Consider the following 20,360-nt stretch of genomic DNA (forward strand, 5'->3'; position numbering starts at 1 on the left):
ACGGGAGTGCACAACCCCCTCACATGCTCTGCACACAGTTCCGCACAGACCTGACCGTCAACGATCACTTCCCACTGGCTGACGGATCGTCAGATCGGCGCTACCGTCAGCGCCATGGACACCCAGACGCCCTTCCCGGAGATCATCTCCGTCGACGACCACACCGTGGAGCCCGCGCACGTCTGGCAGGACCGGCTCCCCGGGAAGTACCGGGACACAGGCCCTCGTATCGTCCGTGCGCCGCTGAAGGAGATGACCTTCCTCGGTGGCCGGTTCGCGCCCGTCATGGGGGCGCCGGGCGACGACGGGCCGGTCGGTGACTGGTGGGTGTACGAGGATCTGCACCGGCCCCTCACCCGCCTGGACACCGCCGTCGGCTACAGCAGGGACGAGATCAGGCTCGAGGTCATCACGTACGAGCAGATGCGGCCGGGGTCGTACGACGTGCCCGCCCGTCTCGCCGACATGGACGTCAACCATGTGCAGTCGGCCCTGTGCTTCCCCACCTTCCCCCGCTTCTGCGGGCAGACCTTCACCGAGGCGAAGGACCGCGAGCTGGGGCTGCTGTGCGTGCGGGCCTACAACGACTGGATGGTGGAGGAGTGGTGCGGGCCCGAGGCGCGGGGGAGGCTCATACCGCTCACCCTGATTCCCCTGTGGGACGCCGAGCTGGCCGCCGCCGAGGTCCGGCGGAACGCGGCCCGCGGGGTCCGGGCCGTCGCCTTCTCCGAGATACCCCCGCATCTCGGTCTGCCCTCCGTCCACACCGACGACTGGGATCCCTTCCTCGCCGCGTGCGACGAGACGGGCACGGTCGTCGCCATGCACATCGGCTCCAGCAGCCGTATGCCGTCCACCTCCGCCGACGCCCCGCCCGCCGTCGGCTCCACCATCACCTTCGCCAACTGCTGCTTCTCGATGGTCGACTGGCTGATGAGCGGCAAGTTCGAGCGGTTCCCGAACCTGAAGGTGATGTACGCGGAGGGGCAGATCGGGTGGATCCCGTACATCCTTGAGCGGGCCGACGTGGTGTGGGAGGAGAACCGGGGGTGGGGTGGGGTCGCCGACAAGGTGCACCGGCCGCCGTCCGAGCTGTTCGCCGAGCATGTCTTCGGCTGCTTCTTCGACGACGCCTTCGGGCTGCGGAACCTGGACTCCATCGGGGTCGGCAACGTCCTGTACGAGACCGACTACCCGCACTCCGACTCCACCTGGCCGAAGTCCCGTGAGGTGGGCGAGGCCCAGATGGGGCACCTGGCGGCCGACGTCGTCGAGCGGATCGTACGGGGCAACGCGATCGGGCTGCTGGGGCTCACGGAGGACGGGCTGTGGCCCGGGGGCGGTGCGAAGGGCGCCGGTTAACGGCCGGGGAATTCCCGGCGCCCTCCGGGGCAACCCCGTCGCCGCCCGGCGAGTCGTACAGGGCGACGGCGTGGAGATCTTGGGGACTTCGGATCTCCCGTCTGTCATCGACCGACAGGAAAACGGGAGTTGGGTTCCACATGAGCAAGCGCAGGTTTCGTTCCCGTCTCGGAGTCGTGGCCGCCGCGGCCGTCGCCGCGGCCGTCGTCGGCCCGGTGAGCGCGCAGGCGGCGGGTACGCAGGCCAAGGCGCACAGCGTGCGCGCCGACTTCAACGGAGACGGGTACGCGGACCTCGCCGTCGCCGCTTCCTCGGGCAAGGTCGGCGGGCACGCGCGTGCGGGCTACGTGAGTGTCGTGTACGGCTCCAAGAAGGGGCTGGACACCTCGCACCGGCAGCTCATCAGCCAGGACACGGCCGGCATACCCGGCGGCGCCGAGGCCGACGACTACTTCGGCTCCGGCCTCGCCCTCGGTGACCTGGACGGCGACGGTTACACGGACCTGGTGGTCGGGGCGAGCGGCGAGGACGTCGGGTCCGTGCAGAACGCGGGCACGCTGACCGTCGTCTGGGGCGGGAAGCAGGGGCTGTCCGGCGGCAAGGTCGTGGCCACCGGTGCCGCGGGCGACCGGGTCAACGCCCAGTACCTCGCCGTCGGTGACTACGACGGTGACGGCCACCCGGACCTCGCCACGGCCACCCGGCTGCTCGTCGGCCCGTTCACCCGCACCGCCGGTGCCGCCCACTTTGCCGGCCTCTCCTTCGACTCCGACTACGCCACCGACGACCTCGCCGCGGGGGACGTGGACCACGACGGCATCACCGACCTGGTCGCGCTCATCCACGACTACGGCGAGGACGGCGAGCCCGTCGGCCATCGTGTGGTCTACCTGCACGGCAGCAAGGCCGGTCTGGGCGACCCGGTCGTGCTGAAGCGGGCCGACGGCACCAAGGTCCCCGGCGGTGCCAGTATCGGCATCGGTGACGTGAACAAGGACGGGTACGCCGACATCGTCATCGGGCGTCCCCTCGACGGCTCCGAGGAGGACCACGTGGACCCGGCACGCCTCGGCGGCCAGGTCGAGGCCGTGTACGGCTCGGCCACCGGGCCCGACACCTCCCGCACCACGGTCGTCAACCAGAACACGCCCGGCGTACCCGGCACCTCCGAGGCCGGTGACGGCTTCGGCTGGGGTGTCTCCGTGGCCGACGTCAACGGCGACGGTTACGCGGACGTCGCCGTCGGCTCCCCGAACGAGGCCATCGGCAAGGTCGCCTCGGCGGGCGCCGTGACCGTGCTGCGGGGCGCGAAGGGCGGGCTGACCGGCGCCGGTGCCGTGTCCTTCGACCAGAACACCGCGGGCGTGCCCGGCACGGCCGAGCAGAACGACTTCTTCGGCAGCCACACCGCGCTGGTCGACACCGACCAGGACGGTCGCGCCGAGCTGTACGCCGCCGCCCACGGTGAGAACACCTTCGACGGCGCCGTCTGGGGCTTCCGCTCCACCGGCACCGGCCCGACCGCCTCCGGGTCCTACTCCTTCGGCCCCGCCACCCTCGGCGCACCCGTCACCGACGCCGACTTCGGGGACGGTTTCGCACGCTGACGCGAGCCGCACAGCTCCATATCGACGATCCCCTTGTCTGACGGATCGTCAGCTACGACGATGTGCCCAACGAATCGTCGACTGACGGTCCGTCAGCCATGCAGAGGGGGACACCGTGCCCGCCCCACCCGAGGAACGCCGCAAGGAGCACCGCGAGCAACGCCTCGCCTACGGTATCCAGCTCCCCGTCCAGTCCCAGAGCACCCTCTACGCGGAACCCTGGGAGGCCGACGCCACCCCCGCCGACCTCGTCGAGATCGCCCGCGCCGCCGACCGCGCCGAATTCGCCTACCTGGCCTGCTGCGACCACGTCGCGATCCCGCGCCGCCTCGCGCCCGCGATGAGCACGGTCTGGTACGACCCGGTCGCCACCCTCGCCCACCTCGCGGCCGTCACCGAACGCGTCCGGCTGCTCAGTCACGTCGCGGTCGTCGGCCTGAGGCACCCGCTGGCCACCGCCAAGCAGTACGCCACCCTCGACCACCTCAGCGGCGGGCGACTGGTCCTCGGGGTCGGCGCCGGGCACGTACGGGAGGAGTTCGAGGCGCTGGGGGTGGACTTCGAGCGGCGCGGCGCCCTGCTCGACGAGTCGATCGACGCGCTCCGGGCCGCCCTGGGGCCGGAGGAGTACCCCGAGCACCACGGCAAGGCCTACGACTTCGAGGGGCTCGGGCAGCGGCCCCGGCCCGCCCAGCACCGGGTGCCCGTCTGGGTCGGCGGCTCCTCACCCGCCGCCGTGCGCCGGGCCGCCCTCAAGGGGGACGGCTGGCTGCCGCAGGGAGACCCGCGGGACCGGCTGCCCGCGCAGATCGCCCGGCTCCGGGAGCTGAGGGAACGGGCGGGGATCGAGGCGCCGCTGACCGTCGGCGCGATCACCGAGCCCCTGTACGTCGGCCGGCCCGCCTGGGACACCGGCCGCCGCACCCTCACCGGCGACCCCGAAGCCCTCGCCGAGTCGCTCCGGGGGTACCGCGCGATGGGCGTGCACCAGATCCAGGTGCGGTTCCGCTGCCGGAGCCGCGCCGAACTCACCGACCAGATAGCCGCCTTCGGGGCCGAGGTGGCCCCCGCACTGGACTGAGGAGAGACATGGCCAAACTGGACGGACGCGTCGTCATCATCACCGGGGCGGCGCGCGGGCAGGGCGAGCAGGAGGCGCGGCTCTTCGCGGCGGAGGGTGCGCGGGTCGTCGTGTCGGACGTGCTGGACGACCAGGGGGAGGCGCTGGCCAAGGAGCTGGGGGCGCCGTACGTCCACCTGGACGTGAGCCGGGAGGAGGACTGGCAGGCCGCCCTCGCCGCCGCGCGGAAGGCGTACGGACGGGTCGACGGGCTGGTCAACAACGCGGGCATCCTGCGCTTCAACGCCCTCGTGGACACTCCGCTGGAGGAGTTCATGCAGGTGGTGCAGGTGAACCAGGTGGGCTGCTTCCTCGGGATGAAGGTGGTCGCGCCGGCGATGGCCGAGGGTGGCACGATCGTCAACACCGCCTCCTACACCGCGCTGACCGGGATGGCGGCCGTCGGCACGTACGCCGCCACCAAGCACGCGGTCCTCGGGCTCACCCGGGTCGCCGCTCTGGAGCTGGCGCAGCGGAAGATCCGCGTCAACGCCATCTGCCCGGGCGCGATCGACACCCCGATGTCCAACCCGGCCCGGCTGGACCCGGACGCCGACCCCGAGGAGACCACCCGCGCCCTGGACGAGCTGTACCGCAAGCTCGTGCCGCTGGGGCGGGTCGGACGGCCGGAGGAGGTGGCCCGGCTGGCGCTGTTCCTCACCTCCGACGACTCCTCGTACATCACCGGGCAGCCGTTCGTGATCGACGGCGGGTGGCTCGCGGGAGTGACCGTCATCTGACCTCCGCCGTCCGGTTCGCACATCTGATCTGACGAGCCGTCAGCTATTGACGGTGCATGCGGGCGGTGCAACAGTCGGGCGGCAGGCAATCTGACGATTCGTCAGTAAACCGTAGGGACGGTGATCCGCCTTGGAATTCGGGCTCTTTGTACAGGGATACGTGGGCAAGCGAGCCGAGACCGACCCGCTGGCCGAGCACAAGGCACTGATGGAGGAGACCGAGTACGTCATCCAGGCGGACAAGTCCGGCTTCAAGTACGCCTGGGCGTCCGAGCACCACTTCCTGGAGGAGTACTCCCACCTCTCCGCCAACGACGTCTTCCTCGGCTACCTCGCCCACGCCACCGAACGCATCCACCTCGGCTCCGGCATCTTCAACCCGCTCGCGCAGGTCAACCACCCGGTGAAGGTGGCCGAGAAGGTCGCCATGCTGGACCACCTCAGCGAGGGCCGCTTCGAGTTCGGCAGCGGGCGCGGCGCCGGCTCCCACGAGATCCTCGGCTTCCTCCCCGGCATCACCGACATGAACTACACGAAGGAGATCTGGGAGGAGACCATCGCCGAGTTCCCCAAGATGTGGCTCCAGGACGAGTACGTGGGCTTCCAGGGCAAGCACTGGCAACTGCCCCCGAGGAAGGTGCTCCCCAAGCCGTACGGGAAGTCGCATCCGGCGATGTGGTACGCGGCCGGGTCCCCGCCCTCGTACGCCATGGCCGCGAAGAAGGGGCTCGGGGTGCTGGGCTTCAGCATCCAGAAGGTCTCCGACATGGAGTGGGTGCTGGAGCAGTACAAGACGGCGGTCGTGAACGCCGAGCCCGTCGGGGACTTCGTCAACGACAACGTGATGGTGACGACGACCGCGATCTGCGCGCCCACGCACGACGAGGCCATCCGCATCGCGGCCGCCGGTGGCCTGCACTACCTGCCCTCCCTCGTCTTCCGCTACCACGACACCTTCCCGCGCCCGGAGGGCTTCCCGGAGTGGCCGGAGACCCTCCCCGAGTACACCCCCGAGTTCGTCGAACTCCTCGTGGAGGAGGAGCTGTTGATCTGCGGCGACCCCGACGAGGTGCTGCGCCAGTGCAAGCGGTGGGAGCAGGCGGGCGCCGACCAGCTCAGCTTCGGGCTGCCGGTCGGGGTGCCCAAGGAGGAGACGCTGCAGACCATCCGGCTGATCGGCGAGCACGTCATCCCGAAGATCGACACGGACCCGGTCCACCGGACCACCCGGTTCCGGGAAGCGGCGTAAGGGGGGACCGTGCTGGATCACGTCATCAGGGGGGCGACCGTCGTCGACGGGACGGGCGCCCCCGCCCGCACCGCCGACGTGGGGCTGCGGGACGGCCGGATCGCCGCCGTCGGAAGGATCACCGAGGAAGCCCGGACCACCGAGGACGCGCACGGCCTCGTCCTCGCCCCCGGCTTCGTCGACCCGCACACCCACTACGACGCCCAACTCTTCTGGGACCCGTACGCCACCCCCTCGCTCAACCACGGCGTGACCACGGTCGCCGCCGGCAACTGCGGCTTCACCCTGGCCCCGTTGAACCCCGACCGGCCCGAGGACGCCGACTACACCCGCCGGATGATGTCCAAGGTGGAGGGCATGTCCCTGGTCGCGCTGGAGGAAGGGGCGCCCTGGAACTGGCACACCTTCGGCGAGTACCTCGACGCCCTGGAGGGCCGGATCGCGGTCAACGCGGGCTTCATGGTGGGACACTGCGCGCTCCGCCGGTACGTGATGGGCCCCGACGCGGTCGGCGGGCAGCCCAGCCCCAGTCAACTGGGGCAGATGCTGCGCCTCTTCCACGAGGCGATGGACGCGGGCGCCTGGGGCCTGTCCACCACCCAGTCGTCCACCCACTCCGACGGCGACGGCCGCCCGGTCGCCTCCCGCCACGCCCGCCCCGAGGAACTCCTCGCCCTCGCCCGGGCCGTCGGCGAGCACGAGGGCACCCAGATCGAGGCGATCGTCGCGGGCTGCCTCGACCAGTTCAGCGACGCCGAGATCGACCTGTTCGTCGAGATGAGCGCGACCGCCGGACGCCCCCTGAACTGGAACGTCCTCACCGTCGACGCGGCGGTCCCCGAACGGGTGCCCAGGCAGCTCTCGGCCAGCGAGCGGGCCCGCGAGGCCGGCGGCCGGGTCGTCGCCCTCACCATGCCGATCCTCACCCCGATGAACATGTCGCTGGGCACCTTCTGCGCGCTGAACCTGATCCCCGGCTGGGGCGAGATCCTCGCCCTGCCCGTCCCCGAACGCATCGCACGCCTGCGCGACCCGGACGTCCGGGCGGAGATGCTGCGCCGCGCCGACTCCAAGGAGGCGGGCGTCTTCCGGCGGCTGGCGAACTTCGGGCGGTACGTCATCGGGGACACCTACAGCGACGCCAACCGCGGACTGACCGGCCGCGTCGTCCGGGACATCGCCGAGGAGCGCGGCCAGGACCCCTTCGCCTGCCTCGTCGACATCTGCGCCGCCGACGACCTGCGGACGGTCCTGTGGCCCATGCCCACCGACAACGACCCGGCTTCCTGGGCGCTCAGGGCCGAGACCTGGCGGCACGAGGACGTCCTGCTCGGCGGCTCCGACGCGGGCGCGCACCTGGACCGCATGTGCGGGGCGCCGTACACCACCCGGTTCCTCGGGGACTGTCTGCGCGGCCGGAAGCTGGTCGGGCTCGAACAGGCGGTGAAGATGCTCACCGACGACCCGGCACGCCTCTTCGGCCTGCGCGAGCGGGGCCGGATCCGGGAGGGCTGGCATGCGGACCTCGTCCTGTTCGACCCGCAGCGGATCGACGCGGGCCAGGCCACCCTGGTGCACGACCTGCCGGGTGACAGCCCACGGCTGGACTCCAAGGCCCTCGGGATACGGTCCGTCCGGGTCAACGGGGTCGAGGCGATCCGGGACGACGTGGTGACCGGGGCGGTACCGGGACGGGTGCTGCGCTCGGGCCGGGACACCCGGACGGTGGACACCAAGTGAGCGAGGGCCAGCGGCTGTTCATCGGCGGCGCATGGGTGGAACCGGACGCCGGCCACTACGCGGTGACCGACCCGGCGACCGAGGAGAGTGTCGGCTGGGCCCCGGAGGCCACCCGGGACCAGGCACAGGCGGCCTGCGCCGCGGCCCGCGAGGCCCTCGGCCCCTGGTCCGCCACCCCGCCGGAGGAACGCGCGGCGGTCCTCGCCCGGGCCGCCGACCACATCCGCGCCCACCTGGCGCCGTACACCGACCTCGCCCGCGCGGAGACCGGCGCCACCACCGGCACCGCCCGCGCGATGCAGGTCGGGGTGGCCGCGACCCGCTTCCGCCGGTACGCCCGCGTGGAACCCGCCGAATGGGCGGTCCCGCCCCAGATCAACGAGGCCGGGCCGATGGGGAGGGCGGGCGTGATGGGCGCGCTGGCCGTGCGCCAGCCGGTCGGCGTCGTCACCTGCGTGACCTCCTACAACAACCCGTGGGCCAACCCGGCCGGAAAGGTCGCCCCGGCGCTCGCCATGGGCAACACGGTCGTGGTGAAACCCGCCCCGCAGGACCCGCTGTCCGTCTACCGCATGGCCGAGGCCCTGGAGGCGGCCGGCGCGCCGCCCGGCGTGGTGAACGTCGTCTCCGGCCGCGAGGTGGCCGTCGGCGAGGCGGTCGTCGCCTCGCCCGACGTCGACATGGTGAGCTTCACCGGCTCCACGGCGGTCGGGCAGCGCATCGCCGAGGTGTGCGGGCGGGGCATGAAACGGCAGCTGATGGAGCTGGGCGGGAAGGGCGCGGCGGTCGTCTTCGACGACGCGGACATCGCGTCGGCGGTGGCGGGCATCGGCACCACCTTCTCCTTCTACAGCGGGCAGATCTGCACGGCGCCGACACGGGTGCTGGCGCAGCGGGGGGTGTACGGCCCTCTCGTGGACGGACTGACCGCGTACGCACGGCGGTTGAAGGTGGGAAGCCCGAGCGAGCCGGACACGGTGGTGGGCCCGGTCATCTCGGCGGCGCACCGGGACCGGGTGGAGTCGTACGTGGAACTCGCGCGCAAGGAAGGCGCGACGGTGGTCACGGGCGGTGAACGCCCGCCACTCGAAAGGGGCTTCTACGTCGCCCCGACCCTCCTCGCCGACTGCGGCAACGACATGCGGGCGGTCCGCGAGGAGATCTTCGGCCCGGTGGTGGCGGTCGTCCCCTTCGACGACGAGGAGGAGGCGGTCGCCCTCGCCAACGACTCCGAGTACGGCCTCATCGACTACGTCTGGTCCGGCGACGTGGCCCGCGCCTTCCGGGTCGCCCGGCGGCTGCGGGCCGGCGGCGTCGGGATCAACACCGTCGGCCGCAACATGGAGGCGCCGTTCGGGGGGTTCAAGAAGAGCGGGGTCGGCCGGGACGTCGGGGTGTACGCCCTGCACGCCTACAGCGAGGTGCAGGCGATCGTCTGGCCGGGGTGACGTGTGCGAGCGGCCCCGGCCGCCTGCCCTTTCGGGCGGCCATGGCCTTACCCAGGTCTTACGGGTGGGGCAAAGAACGGGAAACCGGCCCCGCCAGGGGGGACGGGGCTCGTAGCGTCCGGGACACAGAGGGACGGCCGGTTCTCTGATGGCCGGTCACCTCTCTTCCCGGTACGCATGCAACCGTTCGGAGACCCGCCTTTCATGAAGCTCGCCAAGCGACTCGTTCTGACCACCACGGCCGTCGCAGCCGCGGCCGCCGCCACCCTGCTCGGCACGACCACCGTCCAGGCCGCGTCCGAGCGGCCCGCCCACATCCCGGCCGTCCACGCCCCCGCCGCGCTGAAGGTGCCCGCCGGCAACAAGCTGACCGCGGTCTACTCCGCCCGCGGTGTGCAGACCTACACGTGCACCGACGGCGCCTGGAAGTTCCTGGAGCCCGCCGCCGTCCTCTCCGACCGCGCCCACCGACCGGTCGCCCTGCACTCCCGTGGTCCCGTGTGGGTGTCCACGGTCGACGGCAGCGCCGTCAACGCCTCGGCGGTCGCCTCGTCCCCCAAGGACGGCGCCATCCCCGAACTGCTCCTCAAGGCCACCGCCACGCGGGGCACCGGGGTGTTCGGGGACGTCACCTACGTCCAGCGCCTGAACACGACCGGCGGTGTGGCACCGGCCGGCGCCTGCACCGGTACGGAGCAGGCGGGGGTTCGGTACACGGCGACGTACGCGTTCTACAAGGCGGCCGAGTGACGTTCAGTCGGTGAAATCGACCCGGACCGTCAGCAGCTGGGTCCCCAGCATCCTGACGGCCGCGCTGTTGCCCCTGGGCAGGGCGCGCAGCCTGGCGACCGGGTCGTCGTCCGGCAGCAGGTGGGCGGTGCCCCGGTGCCACCGCCCACCGATCCGCACCCGCACCCTCGGGTCGGCCTGGATGTTCCGCACGTACTGCGACCTCTCCCCGAACTCCGAGACCAGCCAGAAGGAGTCCCCGACCCGGCGGCCACCGACCGGGGTCTGCCGGGGCAGGCCGGAGACGCGGCCGGTGGTCTCCAGGACCGTCTGGAGGGGGAGGCGGCGCGTCACCGGATTGGCCAGATGGCGCTGGAAGGCGGTGGCGGCGCGGAAACGGAGGTCGGCGAGACGGGACATGGGCGGGAAGCTCCCTCGGGACGGGCCCTGTACGGGCTTGACCTGTAAGCGCAGCTTCCACGCTACGTTCGCCTGGCTCTCGCCCGTCCCTCGCCCGTCCCTCGCCTATCCCTCGTCGAAGACCAGGTCTTCGGCGGGGTGCGTCATCCGGATGGTGTGACCGTTGGTGATCTTGACGACGGCGTCCAGGCCGGTGGTGGAGTGGCCGGTGGACAGGATGAAGAAGCGGTCCTTCTTCTGGGCCAGGAAGGCGGGGAAGCCGGTCAGCGACGAGTCGCCGAGGCGCAGGTAGTCGACGAGGCGGCGGAACAGCTTGGGCAGGACGACCACCTGGTCGGTGACCGACGTCATGCCGGTGATCTTCGCGCCCTTGGTGGTCACGTCCTGCGGCCACAGCCCCTTCTTGTCCTTCTGCGCCTGGTGGACCACGGCGGTCAGCTCGCCCCGCAGGTCGGGGAAGAGGTTGCGGTAGTAGGTGGGGTAGGCCAGGCCGGTGGCCAGCAGGTGGTGGTTGGCCGTCTTCCGCAGCAGCGGTACGTCGACGTTGACCCAGGACGCGCTGGGCTTGGGGGACCTGCCCTTGCCGACGAGGGCGACGCAGCGGCCGTGCAGGTCGGCGCCTCTGGTGAGGATGTAGCCGGGAACCTGGTCGGGTGTCGCGGCGGTGACGGTCTCGTCCTGGTCGCGCTGGACCTTCTTGAAGCCGAGCCACTTGAGCAGTTCCGCGGATGCCGCGTGCGCGAACTCCAGCGGCTGGTGAACCCGCGGTGCGGTGCCGTAGTGGGTTTCCAGGGCGTCGATCGCGTCGAGCCTCAGCTGGTTGGTGCCCAGGTGGTTGTGCTGGACCCGGTGGGTGCCGTGGAGGAGGTCCCACTCGGTCGGATCGTTCGGGGTGAAGTGGAGGGAGTCCCCGTCCGGCTGGGCGTGGAGCACCTGGAACGAACCCTGGATCAGCAGCATCGGCATGGGGGTCCCCAACGGGTGAGAGATGGGCGCCGCATGACGTCACATGAAGCGCGTAACGATGCAAAGCTAAGCATTGCATGTGAAAGCGGCAATTCATGACAATCCGATGGGTCAAGGGAGAGGTGTCACGCTCACCCGCCCCACCGCCCCAGGAAAACCGGGTTCGTCAGCGCGGCCAACGCCCCCGGCACGGGACCCGCCGCCGTCTCATGACGCAGCTCGGCCCGTACGTACGCCGCGTAGGCCGGGGTCGTGCGCCACTCCACGACCCCCGAGCCGGACACCGGGAACGGGTCGCTGGTCAGCAGGACGCCCTGGTCGGTGACGATGCGGGCCGTGCAGCGGGGGGCGCCCGACGCCTCCAGGCGGACCGTCACAGGGGTGTCGGGGTCGGCGTCCAGCCGCTCTCCGATGCCCGCATGCCGGCCCCGGCCGTCCGACACCGTGAAGGTCAGGGAGAGGTTCTTGGACTCCGCGATGTACGAGCGGCCCGCGCGGATGCCCTCCTGGATCGCCTCCCGGGTGAGGTCGTCGGCCAGGACGACGGTCTGGGGGCTGCCGACCACGTCCGGGTCGCGGTGGGCGTCGCTGTTGCCCATCGCCGGGAGCCACTCCCGGCCCGCACGCCCCCGCCCCTCCCGTGCGTAGGCGACGAGCAGGTTGTCCCAGTCGGCCAGTGTGACCTCGTCGTCCGGTGTGTAGGGGCCGTTCCACACCTCCACGGCGTCCGCCTCGCCGAAGCCGAACTTCCAGCCGCAGCCGACGCAGGTGGCGTGCGGGTGGGCCGGGACCACCAGGCCGCCGGCCCGGCGGATCTCCCGCGCGAAACGGCCGAAGCGGTTGTCCCGTGCCCGGTAACGCCAGTCGACGAAGGTGCCGGGGTCGGTGCCGAGGGCCACCACGTGGCCGTTCCTCGTCGTGACCTCCTCGCCGAGCATGACCAGCAGGTCGTCCCCGGCGACGTCCGCCCAGTGGGCGTGGGAGGAGTGCGTGTTGTGGTCGGAGGTGTTGATGAAGTCCAGGCCCGCCGCCCGGGCGAGGGCCGCGATCTCGGCCGGGGTGCGGCGGCCGTCGGAGTGCCAGGAGTGCAGGTGGCAGTCGCCCCGGTACCAGGTCCGGCCCCGGCCCCTGGCCCGCGCGGGCGGGTACGCGGGCGGAACCGCTGCCCCCGGCTCGCCATAGGTCAGCGTGATCGTCAGCTCGTACGCCAGGCCCTGCGGTGCCACCGTGTAGGGGCCCAGGGCGATGTGCCACGTGCCCGCCCGCACCGGCCCGGGAAGGTAGCCCGGCGTGGCCTCGTCCGCGCGGATGAAGAACTCGGTGCGCGCCCCGCCCGACCAGCCCCTGAAGCCCCGGCCGCCGAGTTCGGTGCCGTGCTGGTCGAAGATGCCGATGTCGAGGGCGTTGCCCTGGGTGCCGGCCGGGACGGACGGCCTTTCGTAGGTGTAGGAGACCTTGAGTTCCCGCACCCCCGGGGGTACCTCGACGGGTACGTACACGAAGTCCGGGGAGCCGGGCGGCAGCGTGCCGCGTACCGTCCGGGTCTCCTGGCCCTGCTCGTCCGCGGCGGCGAAGCTCACGCTTCCCAACGTAAGCGCGGCCGCCGCTCCCGTCACCAACAGGGCACGTCTTCCGATGCCGTGCGCGTCTTCACACATGGGGTCACCGTCCGGTACGGGCGTGAACTCGCCCCGTATACAAGGGAATCGAGAGGCGAAAGCTTGTCATGGACGCGATGCGGAGGGGATGTGCCGACCAGTCGGTATGGACACTGCACCCCCACCCCGGTACACCTGGGACATGCGTATCGCCGTCACGATCTTCCTCACCGACGAGACCATCACGCCCGTCCGACTCGCCCGTGAGCTCGAGCAGCGGGGGTTCGCCGGGCTGTATCTGCCCGAGCACACGCACATCCCGGTCGAGCGGACCACCCCGTACCCGGCCGGGGGCGAGCTGCCGCGCGAGTACGGCCGCACCCTCGACCCCTTCGTCGCGCTCGGGCAGGCGGCGGCGGTGACCGAGCGGCTGGCGCTCGGCACCGGGATCACCCTCGTCGCCCAGCACGATCCGATCGGCCTCGCCAAGCAGGTCGCCACGCTCGATCACCTGTCCGGCGGCCGGTTCACCCTCGGCGTCGGCTTCGGCTGGAACGTCGAGGAGGCCGCCGACCACGGGGTGGAGTGGGGCACGCGGCGGGAACTGGTCCGGGACCGGCTGGCGCTGATGCGGGCGCTGTGGGCCGAGGAGCCGGCCGGGTACGCGGGGGAGTTCGGGAGCGTGCGGGCCAGCCACGCCCACCCCAAGCCCGCGCAGAAGCCGCGCGGGCCGGTCGTCGGGCCCCGGACGCTCGTCGGCGGGGCCGCGGGGCCGAAGCTGTTCGCGCACGTCGCGGAGTACGCGGACGGATGGCTGCCGATCGGCGGGCGCGGACTGACCGAGTCGCTGCCGGTGCTGCGCGCCGCCTGGGCCGACGCGGGCCGCGACCCGGCCGCACTGCAGGTCGTGCCGTACGCCGTGCAGCCGAGCCCGGGCAAGCTCGCGCACTACGCCGACCTTGGGATCGAGGAGGTCGTGGTGCAGTTGCCGCCGGCGGGGGAGGCGGAGGTGCTGCGCGCGCTCGACGTGATCCAACCGTAGGATGTCGAGTCGGGTTCGTCTCGGATCGGCGTCTGACCATCGCTGATCGAAGGGTGCGGCCCGTTCGTCCTGTCGCGGCGCATCGTCCGGCAGGCAGGGGTGTGCGACGGGGGGAGACTTCACTTGGGCACGGTCGCGTCATGAGGCTCTACTGGCTGGTGCGCCTCGCGTGGCACATCAACGAATTCGGTTACAGCAAGGGACCGTTGCTCGGCACGGTCGGCACGGTCGCCGTGCTGCTCGGCGCCCTGCTGGTGGGCTCCGTCCTGCACCGCCACCGGCCGGCCGACCTGATCGCCGGCGGCCTCGCGTGCGCCGTCGGCATCGGCTGGCTCGCCCTTCACTGAGCGCGGCGGCGGTGGAGCGCGGGGACGGCCCCGACCGCCCTGATCACGGCACTCGTATGCTCGAAGGATGACGACTTCCGCGACCCCCGGAACCGGCCCGACCGAGAACTCCATGCGTCGCGCTCTCAAACGCGCCCGCGAGGGAGTCGCCCTGGACGTCTCCGAGGCGACCGTCCTGCTCCAGGCGCGCGGCGCGGACCTCGACGACCTCACCGCGTCCGCCGCCCGGGTGCGGGACGCGGGCCTCGAGGCGGCGGGCCGGCCCGGTGTCATCACGTACTCGAAGAGCGTCTTCATCCCCCTCACCCGGCTGTGCCGGGACAAGTGCCACTACTGCACCTTCGTCACCGTGCCCGGCAAACTGCGCCGGGCCGGTCACGGGATGTTCATGTCCCCCGACGAGGTGCTCGACATCGCCCGCAAGGGCGCCGCCCTGGGCTGCAAGGAAGCCCTGATCACCCTCGGCGACAAGCCCGAGGACCGCTGGCCGGAGGCGCGCGAGTGGCTCGACGCGCACGGCTACGACGACACGATCGCCTACGTCCGCGCCATCTCCATCCGCATCCTGGAGGAGACCGGCCTGCTGCCCCACCTCAACCCCGGCGTGATGTCGTGGACGGACTTCCAGCGCCTGAAGCCGGTCGCCCCGTCCATGGGCATGATGCTGGAGACGACCGCCACCCGCCTCTGGTCCGAACCGGGCGGACCGCACTACGGCTCCCCGGACAAGGAACCGGCCGTACGGCTGCGCGTCCTGGAGGACGCGGGCCGCTCCTCCGTCCCCTTCACCTCCGGCATCCTGATCGGGATCGGTGAGACGTACGAGGAGCGGGCGGAGTCCCTGTTCGCCCTGCGGAAGGTGTCGAGGGCCTACCACGGCATCCAGGAACTGATCATCCAGAACTTCCGCGCCAAGCCGGACACGGCGATGCGCGGCATGCCGGACGCCGAACTGGACGACCTCGTCGCCACGGTGGCCGTCGCCCGGCACCTGCTCGGCCCCTCCGCCTGTCTGCAGGCCCCGCCGAACCTGGTCGACTCGGAGTACGAGCGGCTCATCGGCGCCGGCATCGACGACTGGGGCGGGGTGTCGCCCCTGACCATCGACCACGTCAACCCCGAACGCCCCTGGCCGCAGATCGAGGAGCTGGCCCGGAAGTCGGCGGCGGCGGGCTTCGAGCTGCGGGAACGGCTCTGCGCGTACCCGGAGTTCGTCAAGCGCGGCGAGCCCTGGCTGGACCCGCGGCTGCTGCCGCACGTACGGGCGCTGGCGGACCCGGAGACGGGGCTGGCGCGTCCCGACGCCGTGGTCGAGGGACATCCGTGGCAGGAGCCGGAGGAGGCGTTCGTCGCGTCCGGCCGCACCGACCTGCACGCGTCGATCGACACCGAGGGCCGCACGTCCGACCGGCGTGACGACTTCGACGAGGTGTACGGCGACTGGGCCGCCCTGCGCGAGGCCGCCGCGCCGGGGATGGCGCCGGAGCGCATCGACACGGACGTACGCGAGGCCCTGCGCACGGCGGCGGACGACCCGACGCGGCTCAGCGACGAGGAGGCCCTCTCCCTGCTCCACGCGGACGGCCCGGCGCTGGACGCGCTGACCCGGATCGCGGACGACGTGCGGAAGTCGGCGGTCGGTGACGACGTGACGTACATCGTCACCCGGAACATCAACTTCACCAACGTCTGCTACACGGGCTGCCGTTTCTGCGCCTTCGCGCAGCGCCGCACGGACGCCGACGCCTACACCCTCTCCCTGGAGCAGGTCGCCGACCGCGCCCAGCAGGCCTGGGAGGTCGGCGCGGTGGAGGTGTGCATGCAGGGCGGGATCCACCCCGACCTGCCGGGAACGGCGTACTTCGACATCGCGAAGGCGGTGAAGTCCCGCGTCCCCGGCATGCACGTGCACGCCTTCTCCCCGATGGAGGTCGTCAACGGCGCCACCCGCACCGGGATGTCCATCCGCGAGTGGCTGACGGCGGCCAAGGAGGCGGGCCTGGACTCCATCCCGGGCACGGCCGCGGAGATCCTGGACGACGAGGTCCGCTGGGTGCTCACCAAGGGCAAGCTGCCCACGGCCACCTGGATCGAGGTGATCACCACCGCCCACGAGCTGGGCATCCGCTCCTCCTCGACGATGATGTACGGCCACGTGGACCAGCCCCGCCACTGGCTCGGCCACCTGCGCACACTCGCTCGCATCCAGCAACGGACGGGCGGCTTCACGGAGTTCGTCACCCTCCCGTTCATCCACACCAACGCGCCGGTGTACCTGGCGGGCATCGCCCGCCCGGGCCCGACCACGAGGGACAACAGGGCGGTCACGGCGATGGCCCGCCTCCTCCTCCACCCCTGGATCCCCAACATCCAGACCAGCTGGGTGAAGCTCGGCACCGAGGGCGCCGCGGAGATGCTCCGCTCCGGCGCGAACGACCTGGGCGGCACCCTGATGGAGGAGACCATCTCCCGCATGGCGGGCTCCTCCTACGGCTCCTACAAGTCGGTACGCGACCTGATCACCGTGGCCGAAACCGCCGGCCGCCCGGCCAGGCCCCGCACGACCCTGTACGGCCAGGTCCCGGAGGAACGACAGCGCGCGGCGGCGGCTTCGGACGGGCATCTGCCGGAGTTGCTGCCGGTGTTGGACTGACGGCCGGTCTGCGGTGGAGGCCGCGTGTCGGACGACTGCCGGAGGGCTGTCGGAGGGCTGTCGGTCGTTGTCGGCGGCCCGTCGGCGGGGGATGGCACTTTTCGGGTGAAGGCCGGCCGGAGTTCGCCGGGCGGCCCCATCCCGAGGAGCCATCATGAACACTCCCGTCACGATCATCGGTGCCGGACTCGGCGGACTCACGCTGGCCCGCGTCCTGCACGTCCACGGAATCCCGGCCACCGTGTACGAGGCCGAGTCCTCCCCGGCGGCGCGCACGCAGGGCGGGATGCTCGACATCCACGACTACAACGGGCAGCTCGCCCTCGAGGCGGCCGGTCTGATGGACGAGTTCCGCGCCATCGTCCTGGAGGGCCGCCAGGCGATGCGGATCCTCGACCAGGACGGGAACGTCCTGTTCGAAGAGGCCGACGACGGCACGGGCGGACGTCCCGAGGCGATGCGCGGCGAGCTGCGACGGATCCTGCTCGACTCGCTCCCGGCCGGCACCGTCCGGTGGGGGCACAAGGTCGGCGGCGTCCGCAGCGTCGGCGAGGGCCGCCACGAGGTGACCTTCGCCGACGGCGGCACCGTCGAAGCAGGCCTGCTGGTCGGCGCGGACGGCGCCTGGTCACGGGTGCGGCCGTTGCTCTCCGACGCCGTACCCGAGTACGTCGGCACCTCGGTCGTGGAGACCTGGCTGTTCGACGCCGACACCCGGCACCCGGCCACCGCGAAGGCGGTCGGCGGCGGGTCGATGATGGCGCCCACGCCGGGCAGGGAGATCTTCGCCCACCGGGAGAGCGGCGACACCCTGCACGCCTATGTGGCGCTGTCCAGGCCGCTGGACTGGTTCGCCGCCATCGACTTCACCGACGCCGCCGCCGCGACCGCGCGGATCGCGGCGGAGTTCGACGGCTGGGCACCGGAGCTCACCGCGCTGATCACCGACGGCGACACCGCGCCGGTCCTGCGCCGCCTCCACGCCCTGCCGGCCGAGCACCGGTGGGACCGGGTGCCGGGGGTGACCCTGCTCGGCGACGCCGCCCACCTGCAGGCCCCGAACGGCGAGGGCGCCAACCTGGCCATGCTCGACGGCGCCGAACTCGGCCAGGCCCTCGCCGCGCACCCCGACGACACCGAGGCCGCGCTCACCGAGTACGAGCGGGCCATGTTCTCCCGCAATGCCGAGGTCGCCGCTCTCGACGCCGCCCACGGCTACCGGATCGACTCCGAACACAACACGGCCCACGACCTGATCAAGCTGTTCACCGGGGAGGGCGAATGAGCCACTCACGCCCCGGACCGGCGCCCTCCTCACCTCCCGAGCTGTGAGGTCCGTCCCGCGGGGTCACCCGATCCCGCGGGACCGGTCTCCTGAGCAGCCCCCGGCAGGTACGTGACCAGCAGCGCCACGCCGGTCAGGACGATCACCCGGGTGGCCGCGTCCAGCCCGTTCCACGTCTTGGACTGCCACATCGCGAACCACTCCCCGCCGATCGCGACGAACCCGGCGCCGAACAGCAGCAGGAGCATCAGCAGGCCGATGGTGGAGGCCTGCCGGGCGCGGGGGTGCCGGCGGGCCCACAGATACGTCGCCACCACCAGGACCAGCGCCGCGAGCGTCTCCCAGACGATGATCGCCACGTACGCGGCGTCCTGCCATGCGTGCGAGGTGATGGCACGCCACATCAGGTCGTCGTCCCTGAACGTCGTGTCCATCGCGAGCACGTGCCGGACGAACTGCTGGTTGGTGCCGAAGTCGGTGATGTTGCCGAAGGCGACGAGGCCGATGTAGAGGGCGACCGTGCCGGTCAGGAGGGTGGCGGCCAGGCGGGGTGCGGACGATGCCGATGTGGTCATGACGGATTTCCTTCCCTGCGCGGGCACCGCCTCCCGTACGCATTGAGCCAGAATGAGAGCGACGACCGGCCCTCGACCGGGACCGACCGTTCCCGTTCACCCGACCCACACCCCGCCCACCGATCCGGCCCTCTACCGACCGTCCCCGTTCGATTACAGTGCTCAGCGTCGTACGTACGGGCGGTGCCACGTGGGAGGTCAGGATGGGTGCGACATCCGGGGCCGTCTGGGGGCGGGTCGAGCAGCAGGACTTCCGTAGCCGGGTGCGTGGGACGCTGCTCGGGGTGGCCGTCGGGGATGCGCTGGGCGCGCCGGTCGACGGTCTCGGGATGGAGGAGATCCGGGCCGGGTACGGGGTGGAGGGCCTGGTCGACCTGGCGGTGGGGTACGGGCGGCGCGGGGCCGTCACGCATCACACGCAGCTCACCCTCTTCACCGTGGACGGGCTGATACGGGCCCAGGTGCGGCGGGACACCGGGGCCTGGCATCCGCCGACCGATCTGCACCGGGCCTATCTGAGATGGGCGGCGACGCAGCGGGACTGGGGGCCCGACGAGCGGCGGAAGGAGGACGGGTGGCTGGCCCGGGAGGAGTGGCTTTACGCGCGGCGGGATCCCACGCGGGCGCTGCTGCTCGGGTTCGGGGACGAGAACATGGGGACGCTGGAGAAGCCCAGGAATCCCGGTGAGCTCGGGCCCGAGGCCGTCGCCCGCTCGGCGCCGTTCGGACTGCTCGTCGGCTGGGAGCCGCAGCTGGTGGTCCAACTGGCCGTGGAGTGCGCGGCGCAGACCCACGGCCATCCCACCGCCTATCTGTCGGCGGGCGCGTACGCGGTGATCGTGCACGGGCTGGCCCGTGGCGAGAGTCTCGACGGTGCCGTGCAGCGGGCGCTGGCCATGCTGGCCGCGCGGCCGGGGCATCAGCCCGTCTCGGATGCCCTGCAGCACGCGCTGGGCGCCGTACGGCAGGGGATGCCGACCCCGGCCCGGGTGGAGGAGCTGGTGGGGGACGGGTCGGCGGACGGGATGCTGGCCGGTGCCGTGTACTGCGCCCTCGTGGGGGAGGACGTACGGCACGGGCTGTGCCTGGCGGTGAACCAGGCCGGGCCCTCCGGCGCCGCCGGTGCGCTGACCGGGGGGCTCCTCGGCGCCCTGCACGGGGAGACGGCCCTCCCGCCGGCGTGGCTGGTCGAGCTGGAGGGGCGTCCCACGGTCCTGGAGCTGGCCGACGACTTCGCGATGGAGATGACCCAGGGGCCCGCGCTGCACGGTCCGGCGGGGTCTTCTCCGGGGTGGCTGGCGCGGTATCCGCGGGCGTGAGGTTCCCCCGCGGGGCGGGCGGGAACGCGTGCGGGGTGGGGCCCCCGCCCCGGGGGGCCCCCCCCCCCCGGGGTGGGGGGGGGGGGGGCCGCCGGGGCGGGGTTAGCGGGGGGCCGCCCAAGTGCTCCCCCCCGCCCGCGGGGGGGGGGGCCGCGGGCCC

At 72.0% G+C, this 20,360-nt stretch carries 17 protein-coding genes; 13 read left to right on the forward strand and 4 right to left on the reverse strand.

Annotated elements, in window-relative coordinates; translation table 11 throughout:
* Positions 1 to 114: 114 nt before the first annotated feature.
* The 8 genes from ACFY0F_RS38220 (at position 115) to ACFY0F_RS38255 (ending at position 10,016) form a co-directional block, all read left to right on the forward strand.
* Positions 115 to 1,362 carry an amidohydrolase family protein gene (locus tag ACFY0F_RS38220; RefSeq protein WP_388805500.1) on the forward strand — a complete coding sequence of 416 codons (1,248 nt, stop codon included), beginning with the start codon at positions 115 to 117 and terminating at the stop codon, positions 1,360 to 1,362.
* 140 nt (positions 1,363 to 1,502) lie between these two features.
* Positions 1,503 to 2,969, forward strand: a complete 1,467-nt coding sequence (locus tag ACFY0F_RS38225; RefSeq protein WP_388805503.1) for an FG-GAP and VCBS repeat-containing protein — start codon at positions 1,503 to 1,505, stop codon at positions 2,967 to 2,969.
* A 115-nt stretch (positions 2,970 to 3,084) separates the two neighbouring features.
* On the forward strand, positions 3,085 to 4,050 hold the full coding sequence (locus ACFY0F_RS38230; RefSeq protein ID WP_388805506.1) for an LLM class F420-dependent oxidoreductase: 966 nt from the start codon (positions 3,085 to 3,087) through the stop codon (positions 4,048 to 4,050).
* An 8-nt stretch (positions 4,051 to 4,058) separates the two neighbouring features.
* Complete coding sequence (locus ACFY0F_RS38235) at positions 4,059 to 4,829, forward strand: SDR family NAD(P)-dependent oxidoreductase (protein WP_388805509.1); 771 nt, start codon at positions 4,059 to 4,061, stop codon at positions 4,827 to 4,829.
* Between the two features lie 130 nt (positions 4,830 to 4,959).
* Positions 4,960 to 6,078, forward strand: a complete 1,119-nt coding sequence (locus ACFY0F_RS38240; protein ID WP_388805512.1) for an LLM class flavin-dependent oxidoreductase — start codon at positions 4,960 to 4,962, stop codon at positions 6,076 to 6,078.
* A 9-nt stretch (positions 6,079 to 6,087) separates the two neighbouring features.
* Positions 6,088 to 7,818: an amidohydrolase family protein gene (locus tag ACFY0F_RS38245; protein WP_388805515.1), complete on the forward strand. Its 1,731-nt coding sequence runs from the start codon at positions 6,088 to 6,090 to the stop codon at positions 7,816 to 7,818.
* Positions 7,815 to 9,266 carry an aldehyde dehydrogenase family protein gene (locus tag ACFY0F_RS38250; RefSeq protein WP_388805518.1) on the forward strand — a complete coding sequence of 484 codons (1,452 nt, stop codon included), beginning with the start codon at positions 7,815 to 7,817 and terminating at the stop codon, positions 9,264 to 9,266. Before ACFY0F_RS38245 ends, ACFY0F_RS38250 begins: the two co-directional genes overlap by 4 nt.
* 204 nt (positions 9,267 to 9,470) lie before the next feature.
* A complete protein-coding gene (locus ACFY0F_RS38255) occupies positions 9,471 to 10,016 on the forward strand; it encodes a DUF3455 domain-containing protein (protein ID WP_388805520.1) in 546 nt (181 codons plus the stop codon).
* 3 nt (positions 10,017 to 10,019) lie between these two features.
* Here the strand turns inward: ACFY0F_RS38255 and ACFY0F_RS38260 are convergent, their stop codons facing one another.
* The 3 genes from ACFY0F_RS38260 to ACFY0F_RS38270 form a co-directional block, all read right to left on the reverse strand.
* Positions 10,020 to 10,415: a nitroreductase/quinone reductase family protein gene (locus tag ACFY0F_RS38260; protein WP_388805523.1), complete on the reverse strand. Its 396-nt coding sequence runs from the start codon at positions 10,413 to 10,415 to the stop codon at positions 10,020 to 10,022.
* A 105-nt stretch (positions 10,416 to 10,520) separates the two neighbouring features.
* On the reverse strand, positions 10,521 to 11,381 hold the full coding sequence (locus tag ACFY0F_RS38265) for a thermonuclease family protein (protein WP_388805526.1): 861 nt from the start codon (positions 11,379 to 11,381) through the stop codon (positions 10,521 to 10,523).
* A gap of 131 nt (positions 11,382 to 11,512) precedes the next feature.
* Positions 11,513 to 13,039: a CehA/McbA family metallohydrolase gene (locus tag ACFY0F_RS38270; RefSeq protein WP_388805528.1), complete on the reverse strand. Its 1,527-nt coding sequence runs from the start codon at positions 13,037 to 13,039 to the stop codon at positions 11,513 to 11,515.
* A gap of 142 nt (positions 13,040 to 13,181) precedes the next feature.
* Between ACFY0F_RS38270 and ACFY0F_RS38275 the strand changes: the two genes are divergently transcribed.
* The 4 genes from ACFY0F_RS38275 (at position 13,182) to ACFY0F_RS38290 (ending at position 18,306) form a co-directional block, all read left to right on the forward strand.
* Positions 13,182 to 14,021, forward strand: a complete 840-nt coding sequence (locus tag ACFY0F_RS38275) for an LLM class F420-dependent oxidoreductase (RefSeq protein WP_388805531.1) — start codon at positions 13,182 to 13,184, stop codon at positions 14,019 to 14,021.
* Positions 14,022 to 14,161: 140 nt separating this feature from the next.
* On the forward strand, positions 14,162 to 14,368 hold the full coding sequence (locus ACFY0F_RS38280) for a hypothetical protein (protein ID WP_388805534.1): 207 nt from the start codon (positions 14,162 to 14,164) through the stop codon (positions 14,366 to 14,368).
* Between the two features lie 67 nt (positions 14,369 to 14,435).
* Entirely contained in the window at positions 14,436 to 17,021 is a 2,586-nt protein-coding gene (locus ACFY0F_RS38285) for a bifunctional FO biosynthesis protein CofGH (protein WP_388805537.1), read from the forward strand.
* Positions 17,022 to 17,175: 154 nt separating this feature from the next.
* Positions 17,176 to 18,306: an FAD-dependent oxidoreductase gene (locus ACFY0F_RS38290; RefSeq protein ID WP_388805540.1), complete on the forward strand. Its 1,131-nt coding sequence runs from the start codon at positions 17,176 to 17,178 to the stop codon at positions 18,304 to 18,306.
* 29 nt (positions 18,307 to 18,335) lie between these two features.
* Here ACFY0F_RS38290 and ACFY0F_RS38295 read toward each other — a convergent pair whose 3' ends face one another.
* Positions 18,336 to 18,881, reverse strand: a complete 546-nt coding sequence (locus ACFY0F_RS38295; RefSeq protein WP_388805543.1) for a DUF2165 domain-containing protein — start codon at positions 18,879 to 18,881, stop codon at positions 18,336 to 18,338.
* A gap of 203 nt (positions 18,882 to 19,084) precedes the next feature.
* Here ACFY0F_RS38295 and ACFY0F_RS38300 point away from each other — a divergent pair, with 203 nt between their 5' ends.
* A complete protein-coding gene (locus ACFY0F_RS38300) occupies positions 19,085 to 20,200 on the forward strand; it encodes an ADP-ribosylglycohydrolase family protein (protein ID WP_388805546.1) in 1,116 nt (371 codons plus the stop codon).
* Positions 20,201 to 20,360 lie beyond the last annotated feature (160 nt).

The organism is Streptomyces sp. NPDC001544 (assembly GCF_042894285.1).
In the GTDB taxonomy this organism is placed as follows: domain Bacteria; phylum Actinomycetota; class Actinomycetes; order Streptomycetales; family Streptomycetaceae; genus Streptomyces.